General features: G+C 62.2%; 14 protein-coding genes. 9 read left to right on the top strand and 5 right to left on the bottom strand.

The features are described 5' to 3' along the window. Positions 1 to 83: 83 nt before the first annotated feature. From GVL04_RS02805 to GVL04_RS02830, 6 genes are all read left to right on the top strand, one after another. Entirely contained in the window at positions 84 to 836 is a 753-nt protein-coding gene (locus GVL04_RS02805) for an MIP/aquaporin family protein (RefSeq protein ID WP_090821629.1), read from the top strand. Between the two features lie 80 nt (positions 837 to 916). After that, positions 917 to 2,431, top strand: a complete 1,515-nt coding sequence (glpK, locus tag GVL04_RS02810) for a glycerol kinase GlpK (RefSeq protein ID WP_159699283.1) — start codon at positions 917 to 919, stop codon at positions 2,429 to 2,431. Positions 2,432 to 2,732: 301 nt separating this feature from the next. Then, positions 2,733 to 5,261: a leucine--tRNA ligase gene (gene leuS / locus GVL04_RS02815; RefSeq protein WP_159699286.1), complete on the top strand. Its 2,529-nt coding sequence runs from the start codon at positions 2,733 to 2,735 to the stop codon at positions 5,259 to 5,261. A gap of 8 nt (positions 5,262 to 5,269) precedes the next feature. Next, positions 5,270 to 6,304 (top strand): DegV family protein, encoded by a 1,035-nt coding sequence (locus GVL04_RS02820; protein WP_159699289.1) that lies wholly within the window; start codon positions 5,270 to 5,272, stop codon positions 6,302 to 6,304. A 73-nt stretch (positions 6,305 to 6,377) separates the two neighbouring features. Then, complete coding sequence (locus tag GVL04_RS02825; protein ID WP_159699292.1) at positions 6,378 to 7,202, top strand: helix-hairpin-helix domain-containing protein; 825 nt, start codon at positions 6,378 to 6,380, stop codon at positions 7,200 to 7,202. Next, positions 7,195 to 8,868, top strand: a complete 1,674-nt coding sequence (locus GVL04_RS02830) for a ComEC/Rec2 family competence protein (protein WP_235036139.1) — start codon at positions 7,195 to 7,197, stop codon at positions 8,866 to 8,868. The genes GVL04_RS02825 and GVL04_RS02830 overlap by 8 nt, the downstream gene beginning before the upstream one ends. Before the next feature lie 23 nt (positions 8,869 to 8,891). On the opposite strand, the gene GVL04_RS02835 is transcribed toward GVL04_RS02830, so the two are convergent. The 3 genes from GVL04_RS02835 to GVL04_RS02845 all read right to left on the bottom strand — a co-directional run bounded on the left by GVL04_RS02835 (position 8,892) and on the right by GVL04_RS02845 (position 14,264). Continuing rightward, the gene (locus GVL04_RS02835) at positions 8,892 to 9,830 is read right to left on the bottom strand and encodes a class C sortase (RefSeq protein WP_159699295.1); all 939 of its coding nucleotides are present in this window, start codon (positions 9,828 to 9,830) and stop codon (positions 8,892 to 8,894) included. A 144-nt stretch (positions 9,831 to 9,974) separates the two neighbouring features. After that, complete coding sequence (locus tag GVL04_RS02840) at positions 9,975 to 11,459, bottom strand: SpaH/EbpB family LPXTG-anchored major pilin (RefSeq protein ID WP_159699298.1); 1,485 nt, start codon at positions 11,457 to 11,459, stop codon at positions 9,975 to 9,977. Positions 11,460 to 11,549: 90 nt separating this feature from the next. Then, positions 11,550 to 14,264: a SpaA isopeptide-forming pilin-related protein gene (locus GVL04_RS02845; RefSeq protein ID WP_159699301.1), complete on the bottom strand. Its 2,715-nt coding sequence runs from the start codon at positions 14,262 to 14,264 to the stop codon at positions 11,550 to 11,552. 951 nt (positions 14,265 to 15,215) lie between these two features. Between GVL04_RS02845 and holA the strand changes: the two genes are divergently transcribed. Continuing rightward, positions 15,216 to 16,232 (top strand): DNA polymerase III subunit delta, encoded by a 1,017-nt coding sequence (gene holA, locus GVL04_RS02850; RefSeq protein ID WP_159699304.1) that lies wholly within the window; start codon positions 15,216 to 15,218, stop codon positions 16,230 to 16,232. A gap of 87 nt (positions 16,233 to 16,319) precedes the next feature. Here the strand turns inward: holA and rpsT are convergent, their stop codons facing one another. Next, positions 16,320 to 16,580, bottom strand: coding sequence for a 30S ribosomal protein S20 (gene rpsT / locus GVL04_RS02855; protein ID WP_054808077.1), 261 nt, complete (start codon positions 16,578 to 16,580; stop codon positions 16,320 to 16,322). 177 nt (positions 16,581 to 16,757) lie between these two features. Further along, positions 16,758 to 17,285 (bottom strand): type II toxin-antitoxin system PemK/MazF family toxin, encoded by a 528-nt coding sequence (locus GVL04_RS02860; RefSeq protein ID WP_159699307.1) that lies wholly within the window; start codon positions 17,283 to 17,285, stop codon positions 16,758 to 16,760. A gap of 159 nt (positions 17,286 to 17,444) precedes the next feature. Between GVL04_RS02860 and lepA the strand changes: the two genes are divergently transcribed. Beyond that, positions 17,445 to 19,298: a translation elongation factor 4 gene (gene lepA, locus GVL04_RS02865; protein ID WP_026540780.1), complete on the top strand. Its 1,854-nt coding sequence runs from the start codon at positions 17,445 to 17,447 to the stop codon at positions 19,296 to 19,298. Continuing rightward, complete coding sequence (gene hemW, locus GVL04_RS02870; protein WP_159699310.1) at positions 19,299 to 20,528, top strand: radical SAM family heme chaperone HemW; 1,230 nt, start codon at positions 19,299 to 19,301, stop codon at positions 20,526 to 20,528. It begins immediately after the preceding gene. Positions 20,529 to 20,540 lie beyond the last annotated feature (12 nt).

Genomic DNA, 20,540 nt, shown 5'->3' on the forward strand with positions numbered 1-20,540 from the left:
GGGACGGTTCCGGACAACGGAACCGTCCCAAACGGCCTCTTCACCCGCGAGGAGGCTGACAACAGAAAAATGAGGAGTCAAAGATGTCTCTTGGAATTGTTTTCCTTTCCGAAGTATTCGGAACCATGATGCTGACCCTGCTGGGCTGTGGCGTCGTGGCAAACGTTGCGCTCAAAGGCACCAAGGGCAACAACGGTGGATTCTTGATGGTGACGTGGGGCTGGGGTATTGCGGTCTTCGCGGGCGTTTTCGTGGCCGCAAAGTCCGGTGCGCACTTGAACCCGGCCGTGACGTTGGGCCTGCTGGTCAAGGGCAGCAAGGAATACGCCCCGGACGTTGCAGTCACCTTCGGGTCAACGCTGACGTACTTCGGCGGCGAACTGCTGGGCGCCTTCCTGGGTGCCGTTGTCTGCTGGCTCGCGTACAAGCAGCACTTCGATGAGGAGCCCCTCGCAGCCAACAAGCTGGGTACCTTCTCTACCGGACCGGCCATCCGCTCCACCCCGTGGAACCTGATCACCGAAATCATCGGCACGTTCGTCCTGGTTTTCGTCATCCTGACCTTCGGCGGCACGCCCTCGGGGCTCGGCCCGTTGGCGGTTGCTTTGCTCGTTGTCGGTATCGGTGTATCCCTCGGTGGCCCCACCGGTTACGCCATCAACCCTGCCCGTGACCTCGGCCCCCGCATCGCGCACGCTGTCCTCCCGATCAAGGGCAAGGGCTCCAGCGACTGGGCCTACTCCTGGATCCCCGTCGTCGGACCGCTCGTTGGCGGTGCCCTCGCAGGCCTCGTAGCCATTTGGGTCCCGGACATCATGCCTGCACTCGCTGGCTAGTCACGCACGAAACACCTCACCTATCCGCACGCTGTAGATAACCACCTGAGTAGACAACAACTTCAGACAAGGACGTCACCATGAATCAATACGTCATCGCCATTGATCAAGGCACCACCAGCTCCCGCGCCATCGTGTTCGACCACTCGGGCAACATCGTGTCCACGGGCCAGATGGAACACGAGCAGATCTTCCCGCAGGCCGGCTGGGTTGAGCACAACCCCGCCGAAATCTGGAACAACACCCGCGAGGTCATTGCTTCGGCCCTGTCCAAGGCGAACCTGACACGGCACGACATCGCCGCCGTCGGCATCACCAACCAGCGCGAAACGGCCGTTGTCTGGGACAAGAACACCGGCGAGGCCGTCTACAACGCCATCGTCTGGCAGGACACACGCACCCAGCCGATCGTCGATGAACTGGCCAAGGACGGTGGGCTCGAGCGCTTCAAACAGAAGGTCGGCCTGCCCCTGGCTACCTACTTCTCGGGCACCAAGATCAAATGGATCCTGGACAACGTCGAAGGAGCCCGCGAGCGTGCAGAAGCCGGCGACCTCCTCTTCGGCAACACCGACGCCTGGGTTCTGTGGAACCTGACCGGCGGTGTGGACGGCGGCGTGCACGTCACGGACGTCACCAACGCTTCACGCACCCTCTTCATGGACCTTGAGACGCTGCAGTGGGACCAGGCAATCCTGGACGTCTTCGGCGTCCCGGCCTCCATGATGCCGGCCATCAAGTCCTCTTCCGAGGTCTACGGCCAGGTCCACACATCGCAGCTACTCCGCGAAACGCCGGTAGCCGGTATCTTGGGCGACCAGCAGGCAGCAACCTTCGGCCAGGCGGCGTTCCAAGCCGGCGAAGCGAAGAACACCTATGGCACGGGTTGCTTCCTGATCTTCAACACGGGCGAGGAAATTGTCCACTCCAAGAACGGGCTCCTCACCACGCTGGGATACAAGCTGGGCGACGCCAAACCGCACTACGCCCTTGAAGGTTCCATCGCCGTCACCGGTTCGTTGATCCAGTGGCTGCGCGACAACCTCGGCATGATCAGTTCCGCTCCTGAAGTAGAGGAACTGGCCGCTGGAGTGGAGGACAACGGCGGGGTCTACATCGTCCCGGCCTTCTCAGGTCTGTTCGCACCGTATTGGCGTGCAGACGCACGCGGCGCGATCGTCGGACTTACTCGCTTCGCCAATAAGGGACACATTGCCCGTGCTGCGCTGGAGGCCACGGCCTTCCAGACCCGCGAGGTACTCGACGCCGTCAACGCCGACTCGGGCGTACCGCTCACCGAGTTGAAGGTCGACGGCGGCATGGTCGCCAATGAGGCACTCATGCAGTTCCAGGCAGACATCCTGGGTGTGCCTGTGGTCCGCCCGAAGGTCGTTGAAACCACGGCACTCGGTGCTGCATATGCTGCTGGCCTGGCGGTTGGCTTCTGGAAGGACCTCGGCGAGCTCAGTGCCAACTGGAACGAAGACAAGCGCTGGGAGCCGCAACTGCCTGCAGAGGAGCAGGAGCGTCAGCTGCGTCTCTGGAAGAAGGCTGTGACAAAGTCCATGGATTGGGTCGACGAGGACGTTAAGTAGTCCGACCCGACGTTGACGGCAGCCGCGCCTGCCCCGCCCGCTTCGCGGTGCCCACCACACCCGGGCGAGGCGCGGCTGCCGTCAACTCAACCATCAGCTCTGTAAGCCGCTCGATGCGATCTGGGAGTTTGATCGTGCGCTATTGTAGATCTATGCGTGCGATCCTTCTGCTTAGCTAGCCGCCCGGCTTCAATTAGCCGTGCGGCCGCCCCTCCATAGTTGAGGGGCTTTTGTGTGTCCGGGGTTATCCGGGACCGCAGCAGGAGGCAAAACCGCCATCGAAGAACAGAAGAGGGCAGCAGTGAGCGTTAAGCCGGAGACAGAGACCGGAACAGCACAAACAGCCGCAGCCGAAGCGCCTGAAGAAGGCGTCTACAGCTTCGCTGCGATGGAAGCCAAGTGGCCGCAGGTCTGGGAAGACCTCAAAGTCTTCACGCCGGCCGACGACGGCTCGCGGGAACGCCGCTATGTGCTGGACATGTTCCCCTACCCTTCCGGCGACCTTCACATGGGCCACGCCGAGGCGTTCGCGATGGGCGATGTCGTGGCACGCTATCTGCGCCAGAAGGGCTTCGATGTCCTGCACCCCATTGGGTGGGACTCCTTCGGCCTGCCCGCTGAGAACGCTGCCATCAAGCGCAACGCACACCCCAGCGAGTGGACCTACGCGAACATTGACACCCAGGCTGCATCGTTCAAGCGGTACGCCATCTCTGCCGACTGGTCACGCCGCCTGCACACCTCGGACCCCGAGTATTACCGCTGGACCCAGTGGCTGTTCAAGCGCTTCTACGAGCGCGGCCTGGCCTACCGCAAGGACTCGCCTGTCAACTGGTGCCCCAAGGACCTCACAGTGCTGGCAAACGAGCAGGTCGTCAATGGCGCTTGTGAGCGCTGCGGCACCCCTGTTACCAAAAAGTCACTGAACCAGTGGTACTTCAAGATCACCGATTACGCCGACCGTCTCCTTGAGGACATGGACCAGCTGCAAGGCCACTGGCCCGAGCGTGTCCTGGCTATGCAGCGCAACTGGATTGGTCGCTCAGAAGGCGCCCACGTGCGTTTCGTCATCGAAGCCACGGAGGACCGTGCCGAGCGCGAAGTCACCGTCTTCACCACCCGTCCGGACACCCTCTACGGTGCAACCTTCTTTGTTGTCGCAGCGGATGCCCACCTGGCGCTTGACCTGGTTACCCCGGAACAGCACGACGAACTCATGGCCTACCGCGAGAAGGTCAAAGCCCTCTCCGAAATCGAGCGCCAGTCCACCGAGCGCGAGAAGACCGGTGTGTTCACCGGCCGCTACGCCATCAACCCGCTCAACGGCGAGAAACTGCCGGTATGGGCTGCTGACTATGTACTGGCCGACTACGGCACGGGTGCCATCATGGCCGTGCCCGCGCATGACCAGCGCGACCTCGACTTTGCCAAGGCCTTTGACCTGCCAGTCCGGGCTGTCCTGGAGACTGGCGCCGAGGACCCTTCCGAGACGGGTGTTGCCACTGCCGGCGAAGGCACCCTGAAGAATTCGGGCGACCTGGATGGCTTGTCCAAGTCCGAAGGAATTCCGGCCGCGATCGAGATCCTCCAGAAGCTCGGAACCGGCGAGAAGTTCGTGAACTTCCGGCTGCGCGACTGGCTGTTGAGCCGCCAGCGCTTCTGGGGCACGCCCATCCCGATCATCCACTGTGGTGAGTGCGGCGAAGTGCCCGTTCCGGATGACCAGCTGCCCGTGAGGCTGCCCGACAACCTGCGCGGTGAGGCGTTGTCGCCGAAGGGGACCTCCCCTTTGGCCGCCGCCGTCGAGTGGGTCAACGTTGAGTGCCCCAACTGCGGCCGTGCAGCCCAGCGCGATACTGACACCATGGACACCTTCGTGGACTCGTCCTGGTACTTCCTGCGCTTCGTTTCGCCCGAATACACCGACGGCCCGTTCGATCCCGAGAAGATCAACAACTGGATGCCGGTGGGCCAGTACGTGGGTGGCGTTGAGCACGCCATCCTGCACTTGCTCTACGCGCGGTTCTTCACCAAGGTCATCAAGGACATCGGCCTGATCGAAGCCAACGAGCCGTTCTCGGCACTCCTGAACCAGGGGCAGGTGCTCAACGGTGGCAAGGCCATGAGCAAGTCCCTCGGCAACGGTGTGGACCTCGGTGAGCAGTTGGACAAATTCGGCGTCGACGCCGTTCGCCTCACCATGGTCTTTGCCTCCCCACCGGAGGACGACGTCGACTGGGCGGACGTTTCGCCGTCGGGTTCTGCAAAGTTCCTGGCACGGGCATGGCGGCTTGGCCAGGACGTCAGCAGCGAGCCTGGTGTTGATCCGGCGACTGGCGACCGAGCCCTGCGCACAATCACTCACAAGACCATCGCCGACGCTGCAGAACTGTTGGACAACAACAAGTTCAACGTGGTGGTGGCCCGCTTGATGGAGCTGGTCAACGCGACCCGCAAGACCATTGACTCAGGTGCTGGCGCTGCTGATCCGGCTGTACGAGAAGCAGTGGAGGCCGTGGCTGTCATCCTGAGCCTGTTTGCTCCGTACACCGCCGAGGACCTCTGGAACACGCTGGGTCACCCTGCTTCAGTAGCGAATGCGGGCTGGCCGAAGCACGACGACGCACTGCTGGTGCAGGACACCGTCACTGCTGTGGTTCAGGTCCAGGGCAAGGTTCGCGACCGTTTGGAAGTATCGCCGGATATCAGCGAGGACGCCTTGCGTGAACTCGCCCTGGCCTCGGAAAACGTCCAGCGTGCCATGGACGGCCGCGGCATCCGTACTGTGATCGTGCGGGCACCTAAACTGGTGAACATCGTCCCTGCCTAGCAGGGATCGTGCGGCCGCCGGCATTGTGCCGGCGGCCAGCCATCATCTTTGGAGGTTGCGTGCCTGAGCGAGAACCACCCGCATGGATATGGCTCAAGGAAAGAGTGGCGCGCCTGAGGCAGCCCACCGCGCCGGTTCCCGTCGAGGACGAGCCACTGGCCGCCGTCGTTAAGACGGCGATCGTCACTGATTCGGCAGCCGCCCTCCCAACAGACTGGGTGTCTGCGTTCACCGCCGACGGGCGACTCGCGGTGGTTCCCATGCCGGTCATGGTCGGCAGCGAAATCTACGGCGAAGGCGAAGACGACATCACTCAAACGTTGTCACTGGCCCTCGCCTCGGGTGCCTCAGTGAAAACGTCCCGGCCTTCACCCGGGCAATTTGAGCAGGCGTACCTCGCAGCCCAGCGTCACGGTTTCGAGTCGGTGGTGTCCATCCACATATCGTCCGAACTATCCGGAACTGCCGATGCTGCCCGTCTGGCTGCAGCCCGAGTCAGCATCCCCGTGGAAGTGGTGGACTCACGCACGGTGGGCATGGCGCAGGGAATGGGGGTACAAAGTGCGGTGGTTGCCGCCGCCGATGGACAGGATGCTGCAGAAGTCCGCGGCTTCGCTGAGCGGCGTATGGAGCGGACCAAGGTCTACTTCTACGTGCCCAGCCTCGAGCAGCTCCGACGGGGTGGGCGTATCGGTGCCGCAGCGTCGCTGTTGGGTACAGTCCTCGCCATCAAGCCCATTTTGGCGGTCGACGGCGGCAAGATCGTGCCGCTGGAGAAGGTCCGTTCCGCTGTGCGCGCCGTAGCTCGCTTGGAGGAGATTGTTGCAGCGGACGTTGCGTCCCGCCCGGCCGGACAGCAACGGTTGGCAGTTCACCACTTTGGCAACCAGTTGGAGGCCGAAGCCTTGGCTGCCCGCCTGAACGAAATGTGCCCCGACTGTCCCGCGCCCCAAATCAGCGCGCTCCCGGCCGTCCTGGCGGCACATGCTGGCTTGGGCGTTCTTGCTGTCATCGTGGGGGAGAGCAGCACGCCAACAGACTGACCCCTGGGTCGTCTTATCCACATAAGGCACCGCGTCCCCTTCGTGGCAGCGGCGGCAGCCATAGGCTCGTTGTATGCCACGCCTGAGCCGGGATACCTCCCCAGATGCCGCAGCGCAGGCAGTCCGGCAACGTTTTGCCTCGCGAATGGCAGGGGACACCCAGACCTCGCCGCTCCTGGAGTTGCCAGCGGAAGATCCGCCCGGCTCAGTTGGCCATGAAGAACCCGGCGCCCACGTTCGAAGTGTCCGGATTCGGTGGCGGACTCCCTGGCGGGTGGCGGTACTCCTGGCTGTCGTCGCGGCAGGCCTCATTGCGTGGCACTTGTGGCAGTCCTCACTGGGCCAGCCAACATCAGAACCGTTGGATCCGTCGACGTCGGTTGGCCCGGGACCATCGGGTCCGTCAGAACCTCCGCAGCCAGAGGCCACAGAGGCTGAAGGGAGCCTCCTTGTCCATGTGGCGGGGGCCGTGCAGAAGCCCGGTGTCGTTTCCCTGCCGCAGGGCAGCCGGGTCTTTCAAGCAATAGATGCTGCCGGGGGCGCAGCCCCCACCGCTGAACTCGGCCGGCTGAACCTTGCGGAGGTGCTCAGCGATGGGGTCAAAGTGATCGTTCCAGCCATGGGAGAGGCGCCGCAGGCCGTCCCGTCCGCGCCTTCTGGCAGTGCTGCCGGCACTGGCAGCTCCGGCGGAGCTGCCACGAAGGTCAACATCAACACAGCCACCCTGGAAGAGTTGGGGACTTTGCCCCGGGTGGGACCCGTGACTGCACAGCGAATTCTGGACTGGCGGAAAGAACACGGCCCCTTCGCGTCGGTGGATGAACTGGACGCCATTGACGGGATAGGGCCCAAGCTCATGGAGTCCTTGAAGGACCTTGTGACGGTGCAAGGTGGCTGATTCCGGCCGTGGCCCGGAATCCGGAAAGCGCACGGACCTGAGGCTCGTACCTGTAGCGGCGGTGACATGGTCCGCGGCACTGCTCGGCGGTTTCATGGATGCTGCCTGGTCCGCAGCGATCGCGGGTGCACTGGCGCTGATAGGCGGAGTGTTCCTGGTTTTGGGGCGTCACCAAAGACCGTCCGGAGCACGGAGGCGGACACTGTTCGCGACCCTCGCTCTTGCCTGTGCCCTGGGGGCCGCTGTTGCGGTTCACTGCGCCGTCACGGCCGGCAGTCGTGAGAACGGGCCACTGGCCCCCGCGTTTGCCGCCGATGAGGGGGTTGTGATCCATGTACTCATCACGGGCAGCCCCACAGCGGCGCCTTCGCCGGGTCATTCAAGTGACGACAGATGGATGGTGGAGGCGAGCCTGATTGATCTCATATCCAAGGGAAGTGTGGTGCGCGGATCTGCCGACATCGTAGTGACAGGCGGTCACGGCTGGGAGAATGTGAGGCCAGGGCAAAAGGTCAGAACAACAGGCTCGCTCAAACAGGTGAGAGAAGGGCAATCGGAAGCTGCGCTTCTGAGCGCGTCCTCTGATCCCGTCGTTACGGATTCCGGGTTCGATGTCCGACAAACCGCGGCCGACGTGCGGAAAGGGTTCGTATCCGCTGCCCAGTGGCTGCCTCCGGACGCGGCCGGGTTGCTACCGGGAATGGTGACAGGCGACACCAGTGCGCTGCCGGAAAGCCTGGAAACCGCAATGAAGACCACGGGGATGACGCACTTAACTGCCGTTTCAGGAGCCAATTGCAGCCTGATCTTGGGTGGCTTCATTCTGTTGGCGCGATGCTTCCGGCTGGTACGCCCGGCTGCCGGGGCATTCGCCGCGTGTGGCCTGTTGTCGTTCGTGATGATGGTGGGGCCCGATCCGAGTGTCTTGCGGGCTGCGGTCATGGGGGCTGTGGGTCTGGCTGCTTTGACGGGTGGTTTGCGGGGCCGGTCCTTGTCCTTCCTCTGCCTCGCCACGACGATTCTGCTGGTACTGGACCCCGCCATGGCGGCCAGCGTGGGGTTTCTCTTGTCGGTTCTGGCTACGCTCGGGATAGTGCTGCTGGCCACTCGTATTGCGTCGTGGATTCCCTTATGGGTACCACGGTGGTTGGCCGCGGGAATTGCGGTGCCGTTGTCGGCGCAGCTGTTGTGCGGCCCGGTGATCGTGGCACTTCAGCCTCAGTTCACGCCGTACGCCCTGATTGCCAACGTGGCGGCGGGTCCGTTGGTGGCCCCGGTGACTATTGTTGGGACGCTTGCTGCGCCGCTGGCCACGGTCCTGCCTTGGCTGGCGGTGGTCCCTATTGCCGTTGCGGGGGTCTTCGCGGGGATGGTTGCGGGGTTGGCGCGGTTCTTTGCCGGTTTGCCTGGAGCTGCCCTGCCCTGGGCCGAGGGGCCGATCGGAATGGTGGCTATGGTGCTCTCATCGATCGTGACCGTGCTGGTCGTCTGGATGTCGCTGCACCCTGCAGATGTGCAGCGGCACGTCAGGGGTCTGCACTGCGCTGTGATGGTGCTCCTCGAGCGCTGGTCAGCGCGTCGGGTTGGTACTCGGGCTTTATCGAGGGAAGGAACGCGAAAAGATGCTTTCCATCAGCGGATACCCACGAGGACCCGATTCCATTGACGCGCCGAATCAGGTGCGCCACCTCAAGGCTGCGGTTGATGATCAGCCTCAGCGGCTGTGCTCTCGACGACCCGCTTGCGGGGGCGTGTTACGAAGATCGCCAGCGTTGCTGTAGCGACCAGACCCATCGCCCACCACGGGAAACCGGGATCCAGCGACTGGCTGGCAAAGGACTGGCTTCCGTCATCAGCCGGCGCCTCGATGCGGTGGCCGCGGACCAGTAACCGGTGGCTGTTGACGCCTTTGGGGGTGCAGGTGATCAGCGTGACCAGGTCTTCGCCTTTGACCTTACGGAGGGCATCTGATTCTTCAGGCAACACTGTCAGTATCTGGTCGACTTCGTAGTACAGCGTTTGCCCAAGGACAGAGATCGAGAAGACATCGCCATCCCTGACTTTGTCCAAGTTGTCGAAGAGCGTTGCGTTCACGAAACCGGAGTGCCCTGTCAGGACACTATGGGTGCTTTCACCGCCAACCGGAAGCGCCGAACCAAAAAGGTGCCCGACGCCCTTGGAGAGGGTTTCCTCGTCTGTGCCGTGAAAGATGGGCAGGTCAGCGTGGATGGCGGGAATGCTGATGCGCGCCATCATGCCCTCCGGGCCGACGTCGAGGACGCTTTTGTACGCCTCGGAACCTGCCCCGACCACGATTTGCTCACCCTTGCCGTTCAGTGAGTAAGGGTCACGAAGGGGACCGTTGGGAAGCGCTGCGTTGAAAGCCTGTGCTTCTTCGAGAAGTGCGTTCTGGGCAGAAGGTGCGAGGTCTTTCACGGTGTCGGCGTAACCGCTGATTTCCGTGGCATGAACCCTGTCCGAGAACCAGGCCGCCGCGGTGGGATAGAGCAGGATGCCGACGCCGATGACGGCAGCTAGAACAATGAAGATGGGCTGTCCGCTCCAAGCGCGGCTTAGGAAGTGGCGGCGCGCGCGCCGTTGTTCGTGACGTGACTGGGTCTTTGTCATGACGATCCTGGGGGAAGACAGTGATGAGGGTAAGTGGTGAAAAAGCAAAACTCGCGTAACCCAAAGTGGGGAAGAGCGCATTGTGTGCGGTCTTCCCCACCACGGGTGCTCAGTCTGTGGGCCAAGGATGGAGGCCCGTGCCTGTTAGCGCTTCTCAGCGTTCCGGCGTGAACGCAACAGCATGAGGGTTGAACCAGCGAGGAGCAGCCCGCCGGCTGTGTACAGCAGGCCGGTTCCGACGCCACCGGTCAGCGGCAGTTCGAAACCACCGTTGGACGGGACGTTCTGGACCTGCAGGTCAGTGCCGACCGCCGTGGAGCCGGCGGTAATCACGAAGGACACCGGCTCGGCCAGCAGTTCGTAGCCAGCAGGGGCGACGGTTTCGACCAGGTAGTACGTCCGGTAGTTTGCATCACCGGATGCCACAGCGGCGCCGTTGGCCCAGTCGGAGTAACGCAGACCCGAGAGCGTCAGCGTGCCATCGGCAGCGACTGCGAACTCAGTCTGGCTGTTCAGTGCGATCGGGTTGGTGCCAGCCTTGGCGTCTGTTTCATTGGTGTACACCGAGAAGGAAGCTCCAGCCAGTGCAGCACCGTTCTCGTCGACTTTCTGCAGCGTCATGGCGCCCCATTTGGTAACTACCGGCGGCGTGAGGATCGGTCCAGCGGGCTGGCCCGGAGTGCCGGTGAAACTTGCAGCGTTCGGGTAGACGGAAGCGACGTTCTCGATTTCACCGACAGTGTTGGCGGTGGTGCTGACGACCAGCTGCACGCGGGTGGTGTTGTTCGCAGCCAGTACAGCCCGGCCGGCGTCCGTGAAAACAGCAGAAACTGTGTTGGTCGCGGCGTCGAAGGCTACGACGTAGTCGGTACCTTCGACGATGACGGTGCCATCAACCAGTGTCGCCGTGGCGCCGACGTAGTTCAGCTTGGTATCGAGTGCGTCGACGATCTTGTAGCCATCAATGGCTGTTTCGTTGGGGATGTCACCGGTGATGGTGAAGTCCACCGCGTCGCCCAGTTTCACAGCCGGTGCATCGGTGACGGTCTTTTCAGCACCGGTCACCGAGTTCTTCGGGTAGACGTTGACGTCGTAGATCCAGTTGTTGGTGTTGTCCGGATCAGTCAGCGGCACCGAGACCAGGAACGGAGCCGAGGGTGTGATGCCGGCGGGGTAGCCGGTCTCGGTGACCAGGTAGAGGCCCAGCGGCAGGTTGCCGAAGGAAGCCGTGCCGGTCGAGTCAGTGGTTTGTGCCTGTGCAGTGCCCAGGGCATAGCCGGCACCAGTAATGGAACCGGCGGGGTTTGCCGGAGAAAAGGTCGAGCTCAGGTCATGGGCTGCGTCCCATCCCGCATTGGTGGACAGGTCGATGGTGTTGACCTGCTGAATGCTGAACGTGATCCCAGACAACGGTGTCAGCGTACTGGTATCGACGGCAGTGCCGTTGTTCGGCAGTCCGGTGGGGTTGGCCGGGCGTTCGAACTTGTGAACGCTGATGGAACCGGTCCGGGTTCCGTCAACAATGGGAGCAGCCGATGCCGGAGTTATGGAGAAGGACATTGCCAACACCGCCCCGGCCATAGTGGCGGCGGCAGTCTTCCAAAGTCCCCGGGAGCGTGGAGTGCTCACGTGTACCTCTTTCTTTGTGGTGGTGATGCTCAGGAGTGAACATTTGTGGGAGTTGCGGTCTACCGGTGTCCGGTGTGACCGGGTCTGTGATCAGGCGGAGGGTTGCCGGCGTGAGCGCCTGGCGTTCGTGGAAGCGACCCACACTGCCATCAGGAGCAGTCCTGCACCGGTTGTTGTGTACGGCCACCAACCAATGCCGCCTGATTCGGGCATCTTCAGTGCAGGCACGTCTCGAACAGTGATGAGGTAGACGCCGTCGCCTTCGGAATCACTGCTCGTCACGACGTCCGGGTTGGTGCCAGTGCCCAGGGTGAGCACACCGTTGGAAGCGACCGAAAATTGCATTGGTTCAGCCAAGAGGTTGAACCCCACCGGGGCCTTGGTTTCTTCGAGCCAATACACACCCGGCTCGATACCTTCGAGCTGGAATGTGCCGGTCTGTGAGGGGACAGGGGCCAGTGTGTAGCTGGTGTTGAGGGCACCCGGCGCGCCGGCCGCATCGTTGTGGATGGCCCAGGTAGAGCCCGCCATAGGTACCCATGTGGAACCAGATGACTCACCGAGCTTTTGAAGAAGCATCTTTGCCGGCGTGTGGTGGGTAGTCACGCAGGCCGGATCCACCGGTGATGTGCCTGTGGCGCAGCGAATGGGTGGGATACTCCCGCTGGCCGTGGCTATGTTGATGAGCTGGGAGCCCCAGGTGTTCTGCTTGAGCGTGACCTTGTAGCTCAGGGTTGCCGTCTCGCCGGCGGGAAGGGTGAAGGGTGCCGTGGCCAGTACAGAAGAACCCACCGCGGGGTTGGCCACTGTGACCGGCGCAGCCGTGCCGATTGTGAGCACAGCGGATCCCGGTACGAAGGTCGCCTGATCCAGTACATCAGCCAGGTTGTCGGTGAGGACGACATTGTTGATCTGGCCGCGGTCGCTCGTGGCGGTCACGGCATAGGTGATGGTGTCCCCGGGCTTGACCGAGGTGTTGCCGGTTGATGCGGCTCCGTTCACCGAGGCGCCTTTTGCCATGGTCCACCGGGGCACGGCGGGAGTGGTGACGGCTGCGGAGCAGCCTGACCCAGGAGACGGTGCACATGCAGGGTCCACCGTGGCGACCAGGGTAGTTGAACCTGCTACGGGAACCGGCCCGCCACCTGGCATGTTCGAAACTGCCGTCTGCGCTGCCGGCACGATGGTGGCTGTGTTGATGATGTTTGCTGCGCTTGCCGCGGCAACTGTGCCCTTGACGGTATAGGTCAGCGTCCCACCGGTATTGATGCGGATCGCACCGGAGATGCTGCCGGTGCCGCTGGCAGCGTTGCACGCTGTAGGCCCGGCCGGAGGGAGGGTGGAGGTTCCTTCAGCTGTTACAACACAGGTCCACGTGGCGCTTTGGATTGTTGCCGGCAGCGAATCAGTGAACACAGCATTGACGGCGTCGCTCGGTCCATTGTTGTGGACTGCAACCGTGTAGGTGATGGGTTGGCCCGGAATGTAGTTGGCAAGGTTGGCGTCCTTGGTGATGGACAGATCAACCAACGGACGCACGGTCAGTGGTGCAGTCCCCGGGGCGTATAAACCTGTGATGGTGGGGAAGTTGTTGGTGCAATTGGGGATCGTCGTGCCGTTGTTGGCCAGGCATCCGGAGTTGTTGTAGACACCGGGGTTGTTAGAGGTGACAGTCACGGTGATGGTGCAGGAGGCGATGCCTTGGGCGAGATTTCCCGCGACATCAACCGTGCGGCCGGAGACGGTTCCAGCGGTGCGGGCACACGTGCCACCGAGCGGCGCGACGGCAGTTAGACCAGTAGGCAGAGTGTCAACGAAATGCCACCCGTTCTTGGCCATGAGGTCCGAGGTGTTGGTCACTGTGTACGTGAGTGTGGTGTTCTGACCTTGGGTAATGCTGCTTGGAGCAAAAGCCTTGTCCAGTTGAGGGGTGACATCCACCAGCTGAGGCAGGTCAAAACCGACATCGTTACCGTTGCCACTGGCCGTAAGGTTCCGCACTCTAACGCCGAGCGTCGGAGCAGCACCTGAAACAGGCAATTGAATGGCTCCGGATTGCAGCTTGGCCACACTGAAGCTGCTTCCGGCGTAGTTGATGATCTGGGTGCTGGCATCAGCGCACGGATCCAGGTTAGATCCAACCACAGTGGCTGCGCCGTTGATCAGGATGGCGAACTCTTGGCTCGCGTGGTTTGAGAAGCAGCTGGTGGCGCCGAAGACGCCTGACATCGTGTAGTAGTGCCCAGCGACCGCCGGGATCGTGTTCTTGGTTGTCTGCAGCTGCACACCAGCGAACTGAAGGCCGGTGAAGCTGTTGGTGTACTCGCTAAGGATCTGGTTCTGGGCAGCCTGGGCGTCCGTCATTCCTTGGTACAGACCCATGGCGTGGGCCATTTTTCCGAGTTCGGTGAAGGCAAAATTGCGGCCGCATTGGTCGTTTGTCAGGATGTTCAGCGGGCCGCCGTTGCTGGGCAGGGGAGTTCCCTCGCGCAGGATCCAGCCGTTGCAGGCCTGCGCGCCGGGCAGCCAGGTGAGGTCGGCTGTGTATTGGTCGTCGTCAGCTGCCGTGCCGCCCGTGTAAGAGCCCAGCGGAATTGCTGCCGTGGCCGCACTGGCATTGGAGAAGTCTTCGCTGTAGATCAACTTGCCGGCCTGGGTGACGCCGGGCGTTCCGGGTACAGCGGAAACGGGTGTGGCGGTGTTGACTGCGCTGTAACCGGTCAAACCGACGAGGACCAAGAGCGCCGAAGCTGTGAGTGCACGGCGCGAGCGGGTGCTGGCCGGGGGGCGGCGGATGGTTTTCATGAGACCTTCTTGGTGGCGGTGCCGGGGGGCAGTTCCGGCAGCCCCCTGTGTCCGGCCAGCACTTTCCGTATGTATGAATTCCTGCGCTTGAAGTACTTCTGCATGGTCCTTGTCTCCTGACGTGCCGCCGGTAACCCGGTGGTTCTTTTGCCTCATCGGGTACCTAGTCACTTTTTGGCCACGATCATGGCGAAAGATGTTAGTGAATTCCGTCACATTTCGTTGAAGTACTGTTTGACTGCGCTGGTCGCGGCTGGGAGGCGAGATGGCGGGGACGAATTGAGCCTGTGCCGGCCGGAGTTTGTGCAGCGCTGTTGGTCCCCTGGGCTTGCTGGTGCCTTCTTAGGGCGATCTGGATCAGCGGTGCCATGACCAGCAGCAGCGCGACCCCAAGGGATACGAGAGCAATGCTGGCAAGCACGAGTCCGGCCATGACGGCGGCAGGGGGGTCTATCAGGCTGTTTTCGGTCAGGGCTGATGAAGCCCGCAGTGGGGCATGGGGCGAAAGCATGGGGTGCGGCTCCTGGATGAGGACATGGATTTGAGTCGTCATTCAGTGCAGCGGGGTGCGCAATCGTGTCACGGTTTTGTGAAACCTTAGTGAAGCTGTTCCGGGTGGGCGCATCCAGCGGCGTGCCAGCAGGACAGCATTGATAGATGAATCACACCGTGGCCTCCGGGTGGGTGTGAGTCGAATGTTGATACCGGTGCCGCGGTTAGTGCCCGCGTTACTGCGGCCCGTGTGATTGCTTTTATGGAAGACGTCCGGAGCCAGGTCGTGGACGCTTCGGGAGGCGTCCTGGCAGAGAGCATTAATCGCCAGGACTTTGTGGGCTGGACCCGCGGGAACAGCGCTCTTGTCATGCCCGTGATGGTGCGCCTCGAACGCGGAGTGTCGCGCAGGCATGGCAGACTTGAAGCCTGCAAAGAAACGTCCGGAAGGAACCACCTGTGGCTGCTGCCCAAAACACCCGGGCCAAGAGCGTCGCGGCGAACACCATCAGCTGGCGGGACGCGGCACCGGCCGCCATAGTCCTGATCACGGGCCCGGAAGAGTATCTTGGGATCCGTGCAATGGATGGCATCCGCACCCAAGTGCGAGCCACTACTCCGGATGTCGAGCTCAGCCGCCTGAACGCAGGCTCCTACGAGTCCGGTTCCCTGGCGATGACGGTCACGCCGTCCCTCTTCGGCGAGGGCAAGCTCATCGAGGTCGAGGGCCTTGAGGCCATGAATGACGCTTTCCTCGCCGACGGATTGGCCTATCTCCAGCATCCGGACCAGGACGTTGTCCTTGTCTTGCGTCACGCTGGGGGAGTCCGTGGCAAGAAGCTGCTCGACGCCGTGAAGTCCGCCGGCTGGCCCGTCATCGACTGCCAGCCCTTGAAGAAGGACTCGGACAAGACGGCGTTTGTTGTCTCCGAGTTCAGGGCCGGCGGGCGCCGCATTGAGGGCGAGGCCGTCCAGGCCTTGGTCAACGCCGTCGGCGCCAACCTCTCCGAACTTGCAGCAGCGTGCAACCAACTGATCGCCGATGCCACTGCCGCCGTGACGGCGGAGACCGTGGAACGTTATTACGGCGGCCGCGTCGAAGCAACGGCTTTCAAAGTGGCCGACGCCGCGATGGCAGGCAATGGGCCAGTGGCATTGTCCACCCTGAGGCACGCCCTGGCCACTGGCGTGGATCCGGTCCCCTTGGTTGCAGCGTTGGCGGCCAAGCTGCGGACGCTGGCCAAAGTTGCGGGAGCCAACGGTTCTCCGGCCACCATCGCCAAAAACCTGGGAATGCAGCCGTGGCTCGTGGAACAGGCGCAACGGGATGTCCGGCGCTGGACCCCCGAAGGCCTGATCCGGTCCATCCAGGTCATCGCAGAAGCGGACGCTCAGGTGAAGGGTGAGTCGCGGGACCCTGTCTACGCCGTAGAGCACGCGGTGACGGTGATTGCCATGTCAGCCAGCCGTCGCTGAAGCTGCCGCTCCGGCATCCTTTAAACCCAAAGGCCGGCACCCGTTGGGTGCCGGCCTTTTGATCAGCTCAGTCGAACTGGAAAAACCTTAGAGTGCGTTGACCTTCTTGGAGATCGCCGACTTGCGGTTTGCAGCGTTGTTCTTGTGAATAACGCCCTTGCTGACAGCCTTGTCCAGCTTGCGGCTGGCAGCAACAAGTGCAGTTCCAGCAGCATCCTTGTCAGCAGACTCAACGGCGGTGGTGACGGCGCGGATGGCCGTCTTCAGCTCGGACTTGACTGCGTTGTTACGCAGGCGAGCCTTCTCGTTGGTGAGGATGCGCTTCTTCTGGGACTTGATATTAGCCACGTATGAACTCTCTTTTTAATGCGGAAATGGTCTAGAGGGTTTTCAGGTTGGCCATCGACTGAGCGGCGTGGGGATGCCTATGGCAGCCAACCATGAGTGGCCGTCGACCTGCACGGACACACAGCTATAAAGGATAGCAGAAAGTCAGGGCCCATACCGAACCGGTGCTCCGTCGCTCTATTGCCGTGCTTGGAGGGCCCGGGCTACCTCCCGGAACTGCGACTTTCCCAGGATGGCGCCTTCGCGCCGGATCGCGCCGGGATCAAGCCGGATAACGCGCCCGACGTTGATTTCGCTCGGCCTGCCTTGCCGATCCCAGGAGCCGGTTCCTATGTCAACATAGTTGTCCGCCCGGGCGCCATTGTCGTGGTCCTTGGACGTCAGCATGAGGCCCAAAAGCCATTCGCGGTCCCGGCCAACCAGAAGTACGGGCCGGTCCTTGCCTTGCGTGTGGTCCTCTTCGTAGGGGACCCAGCTCCAGACAATTTCGCCGGGGTCCGGTTGACCATCGGGCTTGGGGGAGTAGCTGACCTTAAACGAACCGCGAAAGTCGCCTGGGTAGGAGCCGGGCTGATGTACGACGTCGGATCGCCGGGTCTGCGTCTTTCGGGCCCCTCCGGGGGTGGTTGCCTTGGTGCCATTGCCTCCAAGTGACTTGAGGGACCGCAGGATGAGTTTGCCCAAGGGGCGCAAGTCGAAAGCCATGTGACCACGCTACAGCCGTATGCGGCTGAAGCCCCGGCAGGCAATGTACGGCGAAGCGCCGGTTCATGGGAGACTAGAGGATCAGATGCGCGGCGTGTTCCGGCTGGCCTATGCCCAGTTCCGGAATTGCCGTGTGAGTGTCGACAGTAAGGATCCTGCGTGTCTCCCATGGCCCGCACCGCACCGGTGCCCGCCGCAACAGATCCGGCCATCATCCGGAACTTCTGCATCATTGCCCACATTGACCACGGTAAGTCCACCTTGGCCGACCGCATGCTGCAGTACACCGGCGTCGTTAAGCAACGCGACATGAAGGCCCAGTATCTGGACCGCATGGATATCGAACGTGAGCGCGGCATCACCATTAAGTCCCAGGCTGTCCGCATGCCGTGGGAACTCGATGGCAACAGCTACGCGCTGAACATGATCGATACCCCTGGCCACGTCGACTTCACCTATGAGGTCTCCCGATCCCTGGCAGCCTGTGAAGGCGCTGTGCTGTTGGTCGATGCAGCCCAAGGTATCGAGGCACAAACCCTCGCCAACCTGTATTTGGCGATGGAAAACAACCTCACCATCATTCCTGTGCTGAACAAGATCGACCTCCCGGCCGCCCAGCCCGAGAAGTATGCGGCGGAGCTTGCCAACTTGATTGGTGGCGATCCCGAAGACGTACTTAAGGTTTCCGGCAAAACCGGCGTGGGAGTGGAGGCGCTGCTGGACAAGATTGTCCGCGACCTCCCCGCACCCGTAGGCGACCCCGACGCCCCGGCCCGCGCCATGATTTTCGACTCTGTCTATGACACCTACCGCGGCGTAGTCACCTACGTTCGTGTGGTGGACGGTATGCTCCACCCGCGCGAACGCATCCAGATGATGTCCACCCGGGCAACGCACGAGCTCCTGGAAATTGGTGTCAGCTCTCCGGAGCCCACACCGTCCAAGGGCTTGGGCGTCGGCGAGGTGGGCTACCTGATCACCGGCGTTAAGGATGTACGTCAGTCCAAGGTTGGCGATACTGTCACCAACCTGGCCAAGCCGGCATCCGAATCACTCAGCGGTTACGCCGACGCCAAGCCGATGGTCTTCTCCGGTCTGTACCCATTGGACGGTACGGATTACCCGGTCCTGCGCGATGCCCTTGAAAAGCTGATGCTCAACGACGCTGCGTTGGTTTACGAACCCGAGACGTCTGCAGCGCTAGGCTTCGGTTTCCGTGTTGGGTTCCTTGGTTTGCTTCACCTCGAGATCACCCGTGAGCGCTTGGAGCGTGAGTACAACCTCGACCTCATCTCCACCGCTCCCAACGTGGAGTACGAGGTGACGCTCGAGGACAAGAAGGTCATCCACGTCACCAACCCCAGCGAATACCCCACAGGCAAGATCTCCGAGGTCCGTGAGCCGATGGTGTCCGCCACCATCCTGGCGCCCAATGAGTTTGTGGGCTCCATCATGGAACTGTGCCAGAGCCGCCGTGGACAAATGCGGGGCATGGACTACTTGTCCGAGGACCGCGTTGAGCTTCGCTACTGGATCCCGTTGGCCGAGATCGTGTTCGATTTCTTCGACCTCCTGAAGTCCAAGACCCGCGGCTACGCCTCGCTGGACTGGAAGGCCGACGGCGAACAGGTCGCCGACCTCGTCAAGGTGGACATTCTCCTGCAGGGTGAACAGGTGGATGCTTTCAGTGCCATCACGCACCGCGACAAGGCCTATGCCTATGGTGTGATGATGACCGGTAAGCTTCGCGAGCTCATCCCCAGGCAGCAGTTCGAGGTGCCCATCCAGGCTGCCATTGGATCACGTATTATTGCCCGCGAAAGCATCCGGGCCATCCGTAAGGACGTTCTTGCCAAGTGCTACGGCGGTGACATCACCCGTAAGCGCAAACTGCTGGAGAAGCAGAAGGAAGGCAAGAAGCGCATGAAGATGGTGGGTCGCGTTGAGGTGCCGCAGGAAGCCTTCATCGCAGCCCTGACCACTGACGAGTCCAAGGACAAGGCCAAGAAGTAGATGCCCAGCGTCCTACCTTTGGGCGATCCGGCACCTGCGGATGGCATATTGCCTCCGCAGGTGTTGGCCGGCGTCGAGCACCGTAAGTTCGGGCTCTACGTCCATATCCCGTTTTGTGCCGTTCGTTGTGGCTACTGTGACTTCAACACCTATACCGCCACCGAGTTGGGTGGCGGCGCTTCGCAGGATGCCTACGCCACCACCGCAGTGTCCGAGCTCGACTTTGCGGCCACGGCCCTTGACGCCTCGGGGCTTCCCCAGCGTCGCATGAGCACAGTCTTCTTTGGCGGCGGCACTCCCACGCTCCTCCCAGCGGAGGATCTGGCACGGATCTTGCGTGCCGCCGTCGGGCGCTGGGGGCTTGAGCCCGGTGCTGAAGTAACCACTGAAGCCAATCCCGATTCGGCGACTCCCGAGTCCCTCAGGGTACTGGCCGATGCCGGCTTCACGAGGGTCTCGTTCGGCATGCAGTCAGCCGTGCCGCATGTCCTGAAGGTGCTGGATCGCACCCACACTCCCAGTCGTGTGCCGCTCGTTGTGCAGTGGGCGCGCGAGGCTGGCCTCGCCGTCAGCCTGGATCTGATCTACGGTACGCCGGGGGAGTCCATGGCGGATTGGCAGTTGTCGCTTGAGACGGCGCTGTCTTACGAACCTGACCACATCAGTGCCTACGCGTTGATAGTGGAAGACGGCACCAAGCTTGCTGCCCAGATCCGCCGCGGCGAAGTGCCAGGAATTGACGACGACGATCATGCAGCCAAGTACGAATTGGCCGACAAAATGATCTCCGAAGCAGGTTTGAGCTGGTACGAGGTCAGCAATTGGTCCAGGACGCCGGACCAAGCGTGCCGGCACAATCTGGCTTATTGGCGCGGGGACGACTGGTGGGGCATCGGTCCCGGGGCGCACTCCCACGTGGGAGGCGTCCGCTGGTGGAACGTCAAGCATCCCACTGCCTATGCCGGACGGTTGGCTGCAGGAACCTCGCCGGCGGCAGGCCGGGAAACCCTCGACGCCGACACGCGGGAAGTCGAGCGCGTCATGCTTGAAGCAAGACTGGGCACCGGGTTATCTGTGGATGCATTGGATGCGATTGGGCGCCACGCGATGGCTGGGCTCATCGCCGATGAACTTGTGGATCCCGTGCAGGCCTTCAAGGGCCGGTTGATCCTGACGCTGAAGGGTCGGCTGCTCGCTGACGCTGTGGTGCGCAGGATCCTGCCCGACTAACAATCAGGAGTT

It is taken from the genome of Arthrobacter sp. 18067 (assembly GCF_902706295.1).
Classification (GTDB): Bacteria; Actinomycetota; Actinomycetes; order Actinomycetales; family Micrococcaceae; genus Arthrobacter.